The 13746-nt window shown below is 55.6% G+C and carries 17 protein-coding genes; 3 read left to right on the forward strand and 14 right to left on the reverse strand.

The annotated features are described in order from the left end of the window. The first annotated feature begins 70 nt into the window (after positions 1–70). Positions 71–1078 (forward strand): hypothetical protein, encoded by a 1008-nt coding sequence (locus BHV64_RS02650; protein ID WP_231839930.1) that lies wholly within the window; start codon positions 71–73, stop codon positions 1076–1078. Positions 1079–1223: 145 nt separating this feature from the next. Continuing rightward, the gene (locus BHV64_RS02655; RefSeq protein WP_015547744.1) at positions 1224–1511 is read left to right on the forward strand and encodes a hypothetical protein; all 288 of its coding nucleotides are present in this window, start codon (positions 1224–1226) and stop codon (positions 1509–1511) included. 57 nt (positions 1512–1568) lie between these two features. Here the strand turns inward: BHV64_RS02655 and BHV64_RS02660 are convergent, their stop codons facing one another. Then, positions 1569–2339: a metal ABC transporter ATP-binding protein gene (locus BHV64_RS02660; protein ID WP_015547743.1), complete on the reverse strand. Its 771-nt coding sequence runs from the start codon at positions 2337–2339 to the stop codon at positions 1569–1571. Then, complete coding sequence (locus tag BHV64_RS02665; RefSeq protein ID WP_015547742.1) at positions 2336–3193, reverse strand: metal ABC transporter solute-binding protein, Zn/Mn family; 858 nt, start codon at positions 3191–3193, stop codon at positions 2336–2338. The genes BHV64_RS02660 and BHV64_RS02665 overlap by 4 nt, the downstream gene beginning before the upstream one ends. Positions 3194–3346: 153 nt before the next feature. On the opposite strand from BHV64_RS02665, the gene BHV64_RS02670 reads away from it, so the two are divergent. Beyond that, complete coding sequence (locus BHV64_RS02670) at positions 3347–4120, forward strand: formate/nitrite transporter family protein (protein ID WP_195285629.1); 774 nt, start codon at positions 3347–3349, stop codon at positions 4118–4120. Between the two features lie 223 nt (positions 4121–4343). Here the strand turns inward: BHV64_RS02670 and BHV64_RS02675 are convergent, their stop codons facing one another. The 12 genes from BHV64_RS02675 to BHV64_RS02730 form a co-directional block, all read right to left on the reverse strand. Beyond that, positions 4344–4799 (reverse strand): helix-turn-helix domain-containing protein, encoded by a 456-nt coding sequence (locus BHV64_RS02675; protein WP_149887152.1) that lies wholly within the window; start codon positions 4797–4799, stop codon positions 4344–4346. Positions 4800–5457: 658 nt separating this feature from the next. Then, positions 5458–5844: an HIT family protein gene (locus BHV64_RS02680; RefSeq protein ID WP_178849506.1), complete on the reverse strand. Its 387-nt coding sequence runs from the start codon at positions 5842–5844 to the stop codon at positions 5458–5460. A 21-nt stretch (positions 5845–5865) separates the two neighbouring features. Beyond that, positions 5866–6162 (reverse strand): hypothetical protein, encoded by a 297-nt coding sequence (locus BHV64_RS02685; RefSeq protein WP_015547738.1) that lies wholly within the window; start codon positions 6160–6162, stop codon positions 5866–5868. Between the two features lie 31 nt (positions 6163–6193). Continuing rightward, the gene (locus BHV64_RS02690) at positions 6194–6484 is read right to left on the reverse strand and encodes a hypothetical protein (protein WP_044054556.1); all 291 of its coding nucleotides are present in this window, start codon (positions 6482–6484) and stop codon (positions 6194–6196) included. 1 nt (position 6485) lies between these two features. Next, positions 6486–6953 carry a hypothetical protein gene (locus BHV64_RS02695; RefSeq protein WP_288115541.1) on the reverse strand — a complete coding sequence of 156 codons (468 nt, stop codon included), beginning with the start codon at positions 6951–6953 and terminating at the stop codon, positions 6486–6488. Positions 6954–6957: 4 nt separating this feature from the next. Continuing rightward, positions 6958–9177 carry a RelA/SpoT family protein gene (locus BHV64_RS02700; RefSeq protein ID WP_015547736.1) on the reverse strand — a complete coding sequence of 740 codons (2220 nt, stop codon included), beginning with the start codon at positions 9175–9177 and terminating at the stop codon, positions 6958–6960. 3 nt (positions 9178–9180) lie between these two features. Further along, complete coding sequence (gene recA / locus BHV64_RS02705; protein WP_015547735.1) at positions 9181–10197, reverse strand: recombinase RecA; 1017 nt, start codon at positions 10195–10197, stop codon at positions 9181–9183. 207 nt (positions 10198–10404) lie between these two features. After that, positions 10405–10866 carry a thioredoxin-dependent thiol peroxidase gene (gene bcp, locus BHV64_RS02710; protein ID WP_015547734.1) on the reverse strand — a complete coding sequence of 154 codons (462 nt, stop codon included), beginning with the start codon at positions 10864–10866 and terminating at the stop codon, positions 10405–10407. A gap of 84 nt (positions 10867–10950) precedes the next feature. Beyond that, positions 10951–11163, reverse strand: coding sequence for a hypothetical protein (locus tag BHV64_RS02715; protein WP_022062434.1), 213 nt, complete (start codon positions 11161–11163; stop codon positions 10951–10953). A gap of 114 nt (positions 11164–11277) precedes the next feature. Next, complete coding sequence (locus BHV64_RS02720) at positions 11278–11802, reverse strand: cupin domain-containing protein (protein WP_015547732.1); 525 nt, start codon at positions 11800–11802, stop codon at positions 11278–11280. Positions 11803–11842: 40 nt separating this feature from the next. Next, a complete protein-coding gene (locus BHV64_RS02725) occupies positions 11843–12745 on the reverse strand; it encodes a helix-turn-helix transcriptional regulator (protein WP_195285626.1) in 903 nt (300 codons plus the stop codon). Between the two features lie 2 nt (positions 12746–12747). Next, entirely contained in the window at positions 12748–13698 is a 951-nt protein-coding gene (locus tag BHV64_RS02730; RefSeq protein ID WP_168949638.1) for an alpha/beta hydrolase family protein, read from the reverse strand. Positions 13699–13746: the final 48 nt, after the last annotated feature.

The following is a 13746-nucleotide window of genomic DNA, read 5'->3' on the forward strand; positions in this document are numbered from 1 at the left end:
CGTTTTTTCGTGCCGTTAGCGTGGTACGAATCTTGCGAGAGACGAGGGCGTTAACTAACACTATTTTAGCGTGAAAACATTTGCATCAACTTTCGCTCTTTCTCTCGCGTTGTGTGCCGCTGCCGGAGCGACGGCCCAAACCAAGAGTGCGGTTCCGGCTCCTGCGGCCGATACCGTATTGCTGTCGGAGACTGCCGACGGAGACTACATCGTTCGCAGGTTCATCGTCAAAAGCCGCGGCGACGCCGACTATTCGATTCGCTACCAGATCAATCTGGCGACGCTCAATGCCGCGCTCAACGGCAATCCGCAGGAGCTGGACGGACTCAACGCCTTTGTGGACAACCTCGTGAAGGATACGCTCCGGCAGGTCTGCGCCGTGACGATCACGGGCTATTCTTCTCCCGATGGTCCGCTGAAGTTCAACGAAGCGCTGGCTGCCAAGCGGGCCGGCGATTTCAAGGCGTATGTCGACAGGAAGTACGATTTCTCGAAAAAGTACAAGGTGACGGTGAATTCCGTCGCCGAGGATTGGGAGACGTGCCGCGCGCTGGTCGCACAGTCGTCGATGCCCGACCGGCAGTCCGTGCTGAACGTCATCGACGGCAAGCAGTCGTCCGATCAGAAAGAATTGGCGCTCAAGAAGATGCCGGCTGCATGGAGCTACCTGAAAAAGAACGTTCTGCCGAAACTGCGCCGTGTCGAACTGACGATCGGCTACGGTGCGGGCAACATCGTCGAGCAGCGCACCATGATCCCCAAACCCAAACCGGCTCCGCAGCCGCAGCCCGCGCAACCCGCTGAACCGTATGTCGTTGTCGACGAGCAGGTGAACGGAATCATCGTCGAGATGCCCGACAGGCACGAATACAAGAAGGAGGTGCGCGAGGAGTCCCGGGAGGTGAAGAAGGAGGCGAGGGCCGCCGAGCGGCTCGCCAAAAAAGAGGCCCGCGAAGCGCAGAAGATAGTCCGCCAGCAGGAGAAGGCTGCCAAAAAGATCGCTAAAAAGGAGGCCAAGGCCGCCAAGAAAGCCGAGAAGGCCGCCAAAAAGACCTACAAGGAGCTTGAAAAAATGTAATGAAAAAGGATTCCGGAAATCCGGAATCCTTTTTTGTCCGCCGCCCGCCCGGGAAATAATTCCCGGGGCCGCAGTCCGAAAATGTTTGATAATCCGAAACGTTTTATTACCTTTGTCAGAGCAAAAATTTTAAAATCGACTGAATATGGCAAATTTACGAAACCTGAAGAAGGAGATTGACTACCGCCTTGAGGAGGTTGTTTTCGACTGCGATATGGCTATCTGTTTCCAGCCTTCGAAAGAGAAGGAGATTTTCGAGGTGATGCAGGAGGCCGTCGGCGTTCGCAACGATCTGTTCGCCAAAGCGATGAATCCCGCCGAGCCGCACAACCCGTCGCTCGTCCGCAAGCACTACGCTGCCCTGCGCGCCGAGATGGACGACGTTTTCGGCAAACTTTTCGAAAAGTTGAGCAAGATCAACGAGAAGAAATAGGGTAGTCCCTTCCGCTGAAAAACAACGGAGCGTCTCATGCGGGGCGCTCCGTTCGTTTTATTCGTGGTTGCGGCAGCAGTCGCCGGGGTGGTGTTCCAGCACGGTGTGGGGGATGTGCCCGTGCGATACCAGTTGAATCGGGCAGTCGTAGTTGCGCAACTGTTCCTCGGTCAGAATGTTCGAACGGTGGCGGTGGACCTGCCGGTTGACGCAGACGATCTCCTTCACGACGCTGGTGATCGTGCCGATGTCGTGCGACACCATGACGATCGCCATGCGGGCGTTCAGTTCATGCAGCGTGCGGTAAAGCTCCTTCTCGAATTTGTTGTCCACGAAATTCGCGGGTTCGTCCAGGATCAGCAGCTTCGGGTCCGAGATCACGGCCCGGGCCAGCAGCGCCCGCTGCATCTGCCCGCCCGACACCTCGCCGATGGGGCTGCGGGCCGTGTCGGCGATTCCCGATGCCGCAAGCAGTTCCATCGCTCTGGCACGGTCCTCCTTCGTGTAGCGGGAGCTGAATCCGCGGCGGCCCTGCAATCCCGACAGTACGACCTCGAGGACCGAGATCGGGAATGCGCGGTCGAAATCCGAAATCTGCGGCATGTAGCCGATCAGCCGTTCCTTCCCGCGGAACAGCTCCGGGGCGAGAGTCAGCTCTCCGGTGTGGGGGACGGTTCCCAGGATGGCCTTTACGAGCGTCGTTTTTCCGCCGCCGTTGGGACCTATGACCCCCAGGAAATCGAGGTCCGCAATCTCCAGGTCGACGTGCCGGAGGGCCTCGTAGCCGTCGTATGCGACACTTACGTCGCGCAGCGTTACCAGATTCATTTTGCCGTGATTGAATCGGTCATTGCGTCGATGGCGCCGATGGCGTCTTCGTCCAGCGGGTCGATCTCCACGTATTCGGCGTCGATGTCGCGGGCGATGATCTCCACGGTCGATGCCGGGAACTGGTTCTGGTAGAAAATCCGCCGCACGCCGTCCTCGCGGGCCTGTCGGATAACCGCCGTCAGCTGTTTGGCCGACGGTTCCTTGCCGTCGGCCTCGATGGCCACCTGCCGCAGTCCGTAATCGCGTGCGTAGTAGGTGAGTGCGGGATGGTAGACGATGAAGTACTTCACGCCGCTCCGGGCGATCTTCTCCGCCGTGCGGATGTCCAGTTCCTTGAGCGTGCTGCGCAGCCGGTTGTAGCCGGCCTCGTATTTCACCGAGTCGGGATAGGCGTTGCGAATTGCCTCGTAGGCGTTTGCGGCCATCGTTTGCAGGGCTTTGGGCGAGGTCCAGACGTGGGGGTCTACACCGTGGGCATGCCCGTGGTCGTGTCCGTGGTGGCCGTGCGAGCAGGAGCCTGCGATCAGGTCGATACCGCGGCTCAAGTTCACGACTTTCGCCTGATCCCCGACTTTGCCCAGCAGGGTGGTTTCGAAGTCGATCAATCCCACGTTGAAAATGAGCTGTGCCTTGTTCAGCTCCACGAACTGCCGGGGCGTCGGCTCGAACGTCTCGGGACTTGCTCCGGGCGGCACGAGCACCTCGATTTTGAAATCGTCGCCGACAATCCCCTCCACGATGCTGCGCAGCGGGGGGATCGAGACGTAAAACGTATTCTCCCCGGCGGGTTGTTCCGGCGTGCAGGCCGCGAGCAGCAGGGCTGCCAGTAAGTATGCCGATAATTTACGCATGGTTGACAATCAATGATTTGTGATTTATACGGTAGGGTAGTCCCCTGTATTTTGTGCAAAGGTAGTAAAATTACCCGTAGCGGCGGGATTTTGCGGCTTGTTTTGTCGTTTCGGCCGAAATGTTTATCTTTGGCCCCCGATTAAAATCCCCGTATGCCGATAAACAATCCGAAAGAGGTCCTCGCCCTGGTGGAGAGGGCCGCCTCCGACAAGATTTCGCTTCCCGTTCGCAAAATATTGATTTTAGCGTTTTTAGCTGGCGCCTATATTTCTATGGGAGGCTTGTTTTCCATCGTGATAGGATATGGCTTTCCGTCGATGGCTCCTGCTCCGGGATTGCAGCGCCTGCTCTCCGGACTTGTCTTCCCGCTGGGGCTTATGCTGGTCGTTTTCGCAGGAGCGGAACTCTTTACGGGCAATAATGCCGTGCTGATCCCCGGTGCATTGGGACGACGTTATGGATGGCGTAAGGTGTTGTTAAATTGGATGTTGGTCTATGCCGGAAATTTTGTCGGGTCGCTGTTTTTCGCCTGTTTTCTCGTGAAACTTCCCGGCATGCTCTCTGCCGAGGCGTGGCGTTCGGCGGCCGTCGGCATTGCCGAGGCAAAGGTCTCGATGCCGTGGCTCACGGTGTTCCTGCGGGGTGTCGGCGCCAACTGGCTGGTGTGCCTGGCCGTGTGGCTGGGTTTGAGCGCCAACGATGTTGCGGGCCGGCTGCTGGGATTGTTTTTCCCGATAATGTGTTTTGTGGCAATCGGTTATGAACACAGCATCGCCAATATGTTTTTCATTCCGCTGGGCATGATGCACGGTGCATCGGTCACCGTGTCCGATTTTCTGCTTGCCAATCTTGTTCCCGCGACTTTGGGCAATATCGCCGGCGGAGCGGTCTTTGTCGGCGGTATCTACTGGTATATTAATAAGTAAAAACGGTTGATTATTAATCAATTAATATTCGGATAACGACCATAATTTAACATAATGACAATATTAATTCAATTACCTTTGTACTGTAAGGATGCTTTTTTTATGGTCGCCGGTCGGACGATTGGCCGGCGGGTTAAATTCATTTTGGATTTTAAGCTTCGGCCGGCGGCGGATTATCTTCCTGTGCGTGCAACATTCACAAAAATATTCCGGGCGATGGCTTTTAGCGCTTTGTCGGCGTGAAACTCTCGAAGGTAAGGTCATCGTACAATATTACGATTCGCCGGACGGCGACGTCTGTCCGTGTGCCGGAAAATGGAGCCGTTGCCGGCGGCGCCGGATTTTCGGACGTTGTCGAAGCCGGCTCCTGATGCGGCGGGTTGAGCGGCGTATTCCGGGTCGGACCGAACAATCCGTCGGAGATCGACGATTCGACCGCAGTGGCCGGTGCGGATTGTTCGGGTTCGCTGTCGCGATACATCTTGTCGGAATCGAGCAGCAGCCAGTCGGGATTGATTCGCGGGAACCTCCGGAGAATCTTTTGTAACAAATCGAAGCCCGGTTTGTTTCGCCCGGCGAGAATATGGGAAATTCCCGCCGGATTGATTTCGAGCAGTTCCGCGAGCTGGCTCGGCTTCAATCCTTCGTTTTTCATCAGATCGAGCAATTTTTCCCTCATCAGCGCAAATTTTTACAAATATAAAGTTTTTTCTTTTGTAAAACAAGTAAAATCTACATTTGTAAAATGTTAATAAGTGTCGACAAAGTTTACAAGTGTAAATAAGTCGATATGGTTAAATTTGCATGCAATCTATTTGTTAAAGCGTTATTTTAGATAAATAACGATAAATATATGGTATTTGAATATTTACGCTGTGCACTATTGGCGCAGTCTACTTGTAGCTGGTTATTGATGGATTAGACTATATGATATTGAATTGTTTCTTTAAGTAATATTCGTAAATGACTGATTAATGAGTATATATTGCTCAATGTTTAATATTTTAATCGCTTGTTGATCGCTCTGGAATTGCAGTTTATTTAAAGGATGTCGGATTATTACAATTGTAACTATTGACATCTTTAACAAACAAATGTGATTTACAAATGTAATTACATATGGAAATAACGCGGACATTATGTGTTTACATTTGTAAATACACTACCCTATTTTGTAAAAATGAATGCATTTTCAAGCTATTTCCGAACCCTTATCAGACATTTTGTTAACATCTCCGGATTTCGGATTTATTATGTTAAATAAAAAGAAACCGGATAGTGTTGATAACCCACTATCCGGCTTAAATACAGCTTGTTGTAGATTTGTAAACAGCCTTCTATTTCGAGAGTTTGTCGGCTATTTCGCAGAACTCTTCCGGCGTCAGTTTGAGCTTTTCGCGGTGGAAATCCACGTCGTTTTCGCTCTGAATGGGGATCAGATGAATGTGTGCATGGGGCACTTCGAGGCCTAAAACGACGACTGCTACCCTTGCACACGCTATTTCCCGCTTGATTTTGGCTGCGACCTCTTTGGCGAAAAGCATCATGCCTGCCAGCGTTCGGTCATCGAGGTCGAAAATATAGTCCACCTCCTTTTTGGGGACGACCAGCGTATGGCCTTTTGTCAGCGGATTGATGTCGAGAAATGCATAGTAGTCTTCGTTTTCGGCTACTTTGTACGAGGGGATCTCCCCTGCGATGATGCGTGAAAAAATAGTTGCCATATCTTTGTTTTTAGGTTTTGCCTATTTAGCGACCGGGGCGTCTTCCGAAGTTTCGGCTGCATTTTTTTCTGCGGCGATTCGTTTATTGCGGATCAGTTCCTTGATGCTGTTAAATACATTGACAAGGATCATTATCAGCAGCAGGCTGTCGGTGAATGTGAACTTGTCCGGTTCTGCGAAAAGCCCGAAAATCGCCCATGTCGTGAATAACGCACCCCAGAACCAAAGCGCCCTGCGCTGCATTCGGACCGTTTTCGCGGCTTCCCGGCGGCGGTAGTCTTCCAGCCATTTATTTTCCCGAGGTGTCATTTTCGTCATTTATCGAGGTTTCTGCTGTGGAGAGAGTGGGTCAGAGATCGCCCCAGGGCCTCTTGCCCACCAAAATACGCCTGTTATTGACAATGCCGAGAAGGATGCTGACGAGGGAGAGGGCGATCCCCAACGCTCCCAACCAGTCCGACCGGGAGATGACATCGGTACGGAATAAGTAGATTCCCCATCCGATACTTGCGGCGATTGCGCATCCGAGCAGGATGTATTGCAGTTTCAGATTGCGTTTTGCCTTGTCCGGGTCCCGGGCGGCGGCCCGCCAACGCAGTTCTTCGGGCGTCAAGAGGGCTTTAGGCTTGGTTTCAGGCATCTTATTCCTCGAACTTGGGTTTCAGTATTTCCGAGTAGATAATCGCCTGCCGGAGGTTGAATTCTTCGGTCTGGGACGTTGTTGCCGCATCCGGTGCATTGTTCGTGAGGGAATGCGCGGCGATTTCGTCATTCCCGCTGTCGTCCATGAGCCGGTTGACGGTCTGGTGGCGTAAATGCCCCCTCCCGGCGGCTTTCGGCGTCGTATGTTCCGGTGCGTATTCCTCGGTGGGAATCTCCTCCAGACTCTGGCATTCGTCCGGAAAAACGGGTGCAACGGGCCACGGCGCAGGGCGCGGAGCCGGCATCGGGTCCGGTTCGGACTCCGGGTGTGCCTGCGAGGGCCACGCCTCTTCGTGGCCGGGTGTGCGGGCGCCTTTTCCGCGGGCCTTGCGCGATTGCGATACGACGTTGAATATCATCGCTCCGGCGATGATCACGACCCATATTACCGTTGCGAAATCATCCATGTCTTTAACTCAATGTTCGTTTGACACTCTCTATACCCTTTATCTTGCGCAGTTTGTCCATCACGGCGTGGAGACTTTCGGCGTCCTTCACGTAGAGGCTGACGTTGCCTTCGAAGATGCCGTCGTGGCTGTGGATGTTCACTTCGCGGATATTGATGTTGAAATCGGCGCTTACGACCTTCGCCAGGTCGAGCAGGATGCCCTGCCGGTCGATGCCGCGCAGTTCCGTGGTCACCAGGTAGGACATGGCCTTGTGCTGCGACCATTTGATCTCCTCCTTGACGATGTTGCGGCCGAACTGTGTCGCAAGACGGTTCAGCTCGTCGCACGTGGCCTTGTGTACGATGATGTTTCCCGAGGCGGGGTCTCGATACCCTACCACCTTGTCGCCCGGAATGGGCTTGCAGCACTCCGCGATTTCGAACTGCGGTTCCGTGGCCGGAGCCTCCTCTGCCGGGGCGATTTCGCCCGGAATTGCGGCATCGTCCGTCTCGTCCTCCTTCTTCTGGGGGATGAAGAGGGTCCAGAATTTGAGTATCTTGCTCTTGGAGTTGACCTTGAGGGCTTTGTCCAGGTTGTCGAGCGAGACGATTCCCGCTCCGATCTTACTGTACAGCTCCTCCTTGTTCTTGCTGTCGTAAATGGGCGTGATCTTGCGCAGTACGCGGCCGCTCAACTTGACGTTCAGCGACTTCATCTTTTCGTCGAGCATCTGCATGCCCCGCTCGATGTTGTTCTGCCGTTCGCGTTTGAGGAAACTCTTGATCGACTGTTTGGCCTTGGCCGTGGTGACCGTTTCGAGCCATTCGGGCTTGGGGCGGGCGTTGTCGGCCGTGATGATCTCGATCTGGTCGCCGCTGTTGATCTGCGTGGTGATCGGTTCGAGTTTGTGGTTGATCTTGGCGCTGATGGCGCTGTTTCCGATCTTCGAGTGGATGTCGTAGGCGAAGTCGAGGGCCGTGGCTCCGAACGGCATTTTCCGGGCTTCGCCCTTGGGTGTAAACACCACTATTTCCGATGTATACAGCGATAACTTAAAGTTGTCCAGGAAGTCCACGGCGTTCTCCGTCGGACTGTTCAGCGCCGCGCGTATCTGTTTCAGCCACTTGTCGAATTCGTCCTCGTCCTGCGAAATGGTCGCATGCTTGTATTTCCAGTGGGCGGCGAACCCGCGTTCGGCGATGTCCTCCATGCGCTGCGTGCGGATCTGCACCTCGACCCACACTCCGTCGGGTCCCATCACCGTCGAGTGCAGCGCCTCGTAGCCGTTGGCCTTGGGCATCGAAATCCAGTCCCGCAGCCGGTCGGGCTTGGGGGTGTAAATGTCGGTGATCGTGGAGTAAATCTGCCAGCATTGGGTTTTCTCCGACGGAAACGGCAGCGGCTTGAAGACGATGCGGATGGCGAACAGGTCGTAAATCTCCTCGAAAGGAATCTGCTTGCGCTGCATCTTGCTCCAGATCGAGTAGACGCTTTTCACGCGTCCCGAAATCTCGTAGTTGATGTTGTCGCGGTTGAGCGAGGCGATGATCGGGGCGTTGAACTTGTTGATGAACTCCCGGCGCGAAGCTTCGCTTTCCTGCAATTTCTGCGTGATTTCGGCATACTGCTGCGGGAAGCGGTACTTCATGCAGAGGTCCTCCAGTTCGCTCTTGATCGAGTAGAGCCCCAGCCGGTAGGCCAGCGGCGCGAAGAGGTAGATCGTCTCGCCCGTGATCTTGATCTGCTTGTTCATCGGCATCGCCCCCAGCGTGCGCATGTTGTGCAGGCGGTCGGCGATCTTTATCAGGATCACCCGTACATCGTCGGAGAGCGTGAGGAGCACTTTACGAAAATATTCGGCCTGCTCGGAGGTGTCGGCGTTGAACACGCCGGACATTTTCGTCAGTCCGTCGACCATCGAGGCGATTTTCGGGCCGAAAATGCGTTCCATGTCCTCCACGGAGTATTCCGTGTCCTCCACGACGTCGTGCAGCAGGGCCGCGACGACCGATTTCACGCCCAGCCCGATCTCCTCGATGACGATCTTGGCTACTGCAATAGGATGCAGGAGGTACGGCTCGCCGGAGCGGCGCCTTACCCCCTCGTGTGCCTCCTTGGCCAGGAAAAATGCACGTTTGATGAAGTTCCAGTCCTCGTCGTTCTTGCAGATCTTGGTGCACGAGAGGAGCAGGTCGTCCCATTTCTCCTTTATAAGGTTCTCATCCTCGGCAGTATATCCCATAGACTACTCCTTTTTGGTGGTCTTCATGGCTTCGCGGACCTTGGCCTCGATCTCGTTGCGCAGCTCCTCGTCGTTTTTCAGCAGCTCCTTGACGGCGTCGCGTCCCTGTCCGATCTTGCGGTCGCCGTAGGAGAACCACGATCCGGCCTTCTTGACCACGCCGTAATCGACGCCCAGGTCGACGATCTCGCCGATCTTCGAAATGCCCTCGCCGAACATGATGTCGAACTCCGCGCGTTTGAACGGAGGGGCCACCTTGTTCTTCACGACCTTGACCTTCGTGCGGGTTCCCAGCTGGTCCTCGCCGTCCTTGATGACCGACATGCGGCGGATGTCGATACGCACCGAAGCGTAGAATTTCAGCGCATTGCCTCCCGTGGTGGTCTCGGGGTTGCCGTAGACCACGCCGATCTTGTCGCGCAGCTGGTTGATGAAGATGCAGACGGTCTTGGTCTTCGAGATGCTCGACGTGAGTTTGCGCAGCGCCTGCGACATGAGGCGCGCCTGAAGACCCATCTTCGAGTCGCCCATCTCGCCCTCGATCTCGGCCTTGGGCGTCAGCGCCGCCACGGAGTCGATGACGATGATGTCGATGGCGCTCGAACGGATCAGCGAGTCGGCGATTTCGAGCGCCTGCTCGCCGTTGTCGGGCTGCGAAATGAGCAGGTTGTCGACGTCCACGCCCAGTTTCTGTGCGTAGAAACTGTCGAAGGCGTGCTCGGCGTCAATGAAGGCCGCGATGCCGCCGGCCTTCTGCGCCTCGGCGATGGCGTGAATCGCCAGCGTGGTCTTGCCCGACGACTCGGGACCGTAGATCTCCACGACGCGGCCCTTGGGATAGCCGCCTACGCCGAGCGCCATGTCGAGCGTGATCGAACCCGTCGGGATGACCGGAATGTCGTTCACTTCGGTGCTGTTCATGCGCATGATCGAGCCTTTGCCGAAGTCCTTCTCTATTTTCTGCATCACTGCGTCCAGCACTTTGAGCTTGTCCGCGTTTATCTGTACTTTTTCTGCCATTATGGTTTTGTTTTGTATCATTAACTTTGTTTCGGTCCGCTGCTGTCGAACTTCGCCGAGCGGCGGGAGCCGTTGTTTCGCCGCCTTGCGGCGTCGGGTCCCCGCCCGAGACGGGGATTTAGGGGGGGGGTCGGATTCGTAAACGACGCTTCAGGCGGCGAATACGGCGGTCGGACGCACATCGGCGGGACAAATTGTATCCTGTCCTTACTTGTAGGAATCAATGATCTGCCGGTAGTGGTTCTTGGTGTCCACCTTGGTGAAAATCTTCTCGATGCGGCCTTCGGCGTCGATGACGAACGTCGTGCGCAGCACACCCATGTACTTGCGGCCGTACATCGACTTTTCGGCCCACACGCCGTAGGCTTCGCACACCGAGTGGTCGGTGTCGGAGAGCAGCGTGAAATTCAGGTCGTGCTTGTCGCAGAAACTGCGGTGCGACTTCTCGCTGTCGGGGCTTACGCCGATGATCCGGAATCCCATCCGTGTCAGTTCGGCCTTGCCGTCGCGCAGGCTTTTGGCTTCGAGCGTACAGCCCGAGGTGTTGTCCTTGGGGTAGAAATAGAGTATCGTGCGCTGTCCTCGCAGATCGGCAAGCGTCAGAGGCTCACCGTCTTGGGTCGTGGACTTGAAATCGGGGGCCATCTCCCCCGCCTGCAACTGTGTCATAGCGTTTTCCGAAAAAGAGATTATTTTCTCAAAGGTATGAATTTTCCGGCGATTTTCATGCTTCCCGGGCGACTTTTTTGCGGCCTAATCCCATTGGTAGGTCACTTCGATCTGCTCGTTGAACTCCTCCTGCGTGGTGTTGAGCCGGTGCAGGCAGGCAGGACACCGGATGGCCGTTTCGGTCTCGACGTATTCGCCGCACCCGACGCACATCGGCAGCAGGCCGTAGCCCGGCTGCATGGAGTGCTCGAACTGCGCTCCGCAGTGCTTGCACCTGATTCTGTAAGCTGTTCCCATTGTCGTTTTGTTTTTGGTTCACGCTGCAAAGGAACGGTCTGCGAGTGACAGGTTGTGACACAACGGTGAAAAATGTAAAATAAACCCGCCGACAGCTGTCGGCGGGTCGTTCGGCTAATGGTGGTGTTCGGCCTCCATGGCCTCCTGCCGGGTCTTGTGGACCGTGCCGTGGGGGTGTTCCGCCGGGGCGTAAATCGAGTAGATTTTCAGCGGTTTGTCACCCGTGTTGACGATGTTGTGCCATTTTCCGGCCGGGACCAGGATCGCATAGTCGTCCGAGACCTCGCGCACGAAGTCGAGGTTGTCCTCGCTGTCGCCCATCATCACGCGTGCCGTGCCCTCCTCCACGCGCAGGAACTGGTCGATGTCGTGGTGTTGTTCCAGCCCCACGTCGCCGCCGGCGGGAATCGCCATCAGCGTCACCTGCAAGTTGCTGCCGGTCCACAATGCGGTCCGGAAATTCTCGTTCGCGAGCGTGTGGCTTTCGATGTTCAGCACCGTCGGTTCGGCTCCGTGATCTTTCAGCGAGACGGGTTCGGCGGAGGCTTTTGCCTGCGGGGCCGGAGCTTGCCGGCAGCACGATGCGGCGGCGAGTGCGAGGCACAGCGCGCCGGTCGTCAGGAGGTGATTTCGTTTCATGCGGTTTGCTTTCAAAGTTTGTGGAAATATAGTGAAAAATTTACATTTTCGGGGTGTTTGCCGCAATATATTCGCGGATATAGCCCGTCAGCTCGGGGGAGTCGACGATGCGGATGTCGTCCAGCAGCCCCACGACGAAGCGTCCCACCCCGGCCATTCCGGCCACCTCCGTGTCGAGCGACCAGCGTCCCCGCCCCAGCGGTTTCACATCGCGTTCGGCCAGCGGATACTCCTCGCACAACAGGTTGTAGGCCAGCGTTCCCAGTTCCAGCCGCACGCGGCGGCGCGCCCCGCCGTGCATGCGGAAGGCGTCGATGAATCCCTCGCTGTGGGCTTCTTGGTGCTCCCACGCCGCTTCGGACAGCTCCACGGAGCCGATACGCGAGGTTTTGAAGAGTTTGTTCGTGTGGCTTTCGAGGTCGTAGCACCACACCTGCACGTAGTTGGTCGTGAAGGCGAAAGGCTCTACCCTGCGGTCGCGGACCCCGCCTCCGTGGGCCGACAGGTAGCCGTGCAGCACGGCCTGCCGCTCCTGCTCGATGGCCTCGATCAGCCGCCGGATGTTCGGGGCGTTTTTGCCCCGCACGACGGTGTCGGCCAGCGTCTTGTTGTCGTAGACGGAGTAGAGTTTGCGCTTGAGGTTCTGCTTGAGCATATTGGTGTCGTCGATGTTCTCGATGGCGTTTTTCAGGATCACGGCCTCCTCCTCGGTGAAGTGCACCAGCTGCGAGATGTCGCGGAAGTGCGGCGACTCCTTGTCGAGACGGATGCAGTCGCCCGATTTCTTGATCACGAACCCCGCCTCGCGAAAGGTGTCGATATACCGGTAGACCGTGCGGCGCGACATCTGGAGCCGTTCGGCCAGCTGGTCGACGTTGTAGGTGGTGTTGGCCGTCAGCAGCTTCATTAGCCGCAGCAGGCGTTCGAGTTTGGGTTGGTCCATAATTATTCGGCAGCAGACGGCCGTTCGCCGTGCAGAGGTCGTAAATTAGCCATAAGAAAGTCGGATGTTCTTTTTATGAAGTCATCGAATGCAATCAGCATCGGGTCTTCCTTTCCGCCGTGAGCGGCATTTTCGACAATCATCAACTCTTTGGGTGTCGTTTCGGGCAGCGATTCGATTATTTTCCTGCTCATCCAGACGGGAGTGCGGAAATCGTTCTCGCCTACGATCAGGAACAGGGGTTTTTCGAATTCCGGAGCGATATGTACGGGCATCAGTTCGGTCGGAAAATCATCCGGAACCAGCAATTCATTGCGGGTCTTGTTTTTGTACTGCATGACCAAAGGGATGAAATCGTCGAAATCCGTCGGAAGGGAACGGCCGATGAAAGCATTCACCAGATTGTCGGTGTGTGCCGTAATCATGGAGAGATAGGCGCCTGTCGACCAGCCGACGATGGCCGTCGCTCCGTCCAGAACTTCCTCCTGTTCGGAGGTCTTCCGTATGACAGCCCGGTAATCTTCCAGCATTTCCGTATAACACAGGTAGTTGCGATCCATTGCAAAGGGTGAGCTCTTGCCGAATCCGCGCCAGTCGAAAGTCACGACATTGAACCCCCGGGAGGTCCAGTTCTTCGCCAGATAAAGTTGGAAGTAGGACATATTGCCTGCATCGCCATTGCATATGATGATGGTCGGGCGCTTTGCCTCACCCGGCGCTTCGTGGGTTCGGCGGTTTTCGTTCGGATTCCGCAGCTCGCTCTCGGACGGCGGGTTTTGTGCAGGGAAAAACCAGGTTTCGATTTTATAGCCGTCGTTTGTGATGACTTCTAAATTTCTATATATCAGCCCCATGCTTTCCGGCTTCCTGATATATACGGTATCCGGAATAATTGCATGGCAGTTTGCGATTCCTGAAAAGGACGCAATCAAAAGAGTGACGAACGCTTTCATGCTGTTTTCGGCAAATATACGAAAAAGTCGTGACATTGTCTGTCACGA

The organism is Alistipes sp. 56_sp_Nov_56_25, assembly GCF_001915285.1.
Classification (GTDB): Bacteria; Bacteroidota; Bacteroidia; order Bacteroidales; family Rikenellaceae; genus Alistipes; species Alistipes shahii.

What these genes read in the sequence shown, in the direction of transcription:
- BHV64_RS02655 (WP_015547744.1), top strand. Translation starts at nt 1,224, where the DNA reads ATGGCAAATTTACGAAACCTGAAGAAGGAGATTGACTACCGCCTTGAG.
- BHV64_RS02660 (WP_015547743.1), bottom strand. Translation starts at nt 2,339, where the DNA reads ATGAATCTGGTAACGCTGCGCGACGTAAGTGTCGCATACGACGGCTAC.
- BHV64_RS02665 (WP_015547742.1), bottom strand. Translation starts at nt 3,193, where the DNA reads ATGCGTAAATTATCGGCATACTTACTGGCAGCCCTGCTGCTCGCGGCC.
- BHV64_RS02670 (WP_195285629.1), top strand. Translation starts at nt 3,347, where the DNA reads ATGCCGATAAACAATCCGAAAGAGGTCCTCGCCCTGGTGGAGAGGGCC.
- BHV64_RS02675 (WP_149887152.1), bottom strand. Translation starts at nt 4,799, where the DNA reads ATGAGGGAAAAATTGCTCGATCTGATGAAAAACGAAGGATTGAAGCCG.
- BHV64_RS02680 (WP_178849506.1), bottom strand. Translation starts at nt 5,844, where the DNA reads ATGGCAACTATTTTTTCACGCATCATCGCAGGGGAGATCCCCTCGTAC.
- BHV64_RS02685 (WP_015547738.1), bottom strand. Translation starts at nt 6,162, where the DNA reads ATGACGAAAATGACACCTCGGGAAAATAAATGGCTGGAAGACTACCGC.
- BHV64_RS02690 (WP_044054556.1), bottom strand. Translation starts at nt 6,484, where the DNA reads ATGCCTGAAACCAAGCCTAAAGCCCTCTTGACGCCCGAAGAACTGCGT.
- BHV64_RS02695 (WP_288115541.1), bottom strand. Translation starts at nt 6,953, where the DNA reads ATGGATGATTTCGCAACGGTAATATGGGTCGTGATCATCGCCGGAGCG.
- BHV64_RS02700 (WP_015547736.1), bottom strand. Translation starts at nt 9,177, where the DNA reads ATGGGATATACTGCCGAGGATGAGAACCTTATAAAGGAGAAATGGGAC.
- recA (WP_015547735.1), bottom strand. Translation starts at nt 10,197, where the DNA reads ATGGCAGAAAAAGTACAGATAAACGCGGACAAGCTCAAAGTGCTGGAC.
- bcp (WP_015547734.1), bottom strand. Translation starts at nt 10,866, where the DNA reads ATGACACAGTTGCAGGCGGGGGAGATGGCCCCCGATTTCAAGTCCACG.
- BHV64_RS02715 (WP_022062434.1), bottom strand. Translation starts at nt 11,163, where the DNA reads ATGGGAACAGCTTACAGAATCAGGTGCAAGCACTGCGGAGCGCAGTTC.
- BHV64_RS02720 (WP_015547732.1), bottom strand. Translation starts at nt 11,802, where the DNA reads ATGAAACGAAATCACCTCCTGACGACCGGCGCGCTGTGCCTCGCACTC.
- BHV64_RS02725 (WP_195285626.1), bottom strand. Translation starts at nt 12,745, where the DNA reads ATGGACCAACCCAAACTCGAACGCCTGCTGCGGCTAATGAAGCTGCTG.
- BHV64_RS02730 (WP_168949638.1), bottom strand. Translation starts at nt 13,698, where the DNA reads ATGAAAGCGTTCGTCACTCTTTTGATTGCGTCCTTTTCAGGAATCGCA.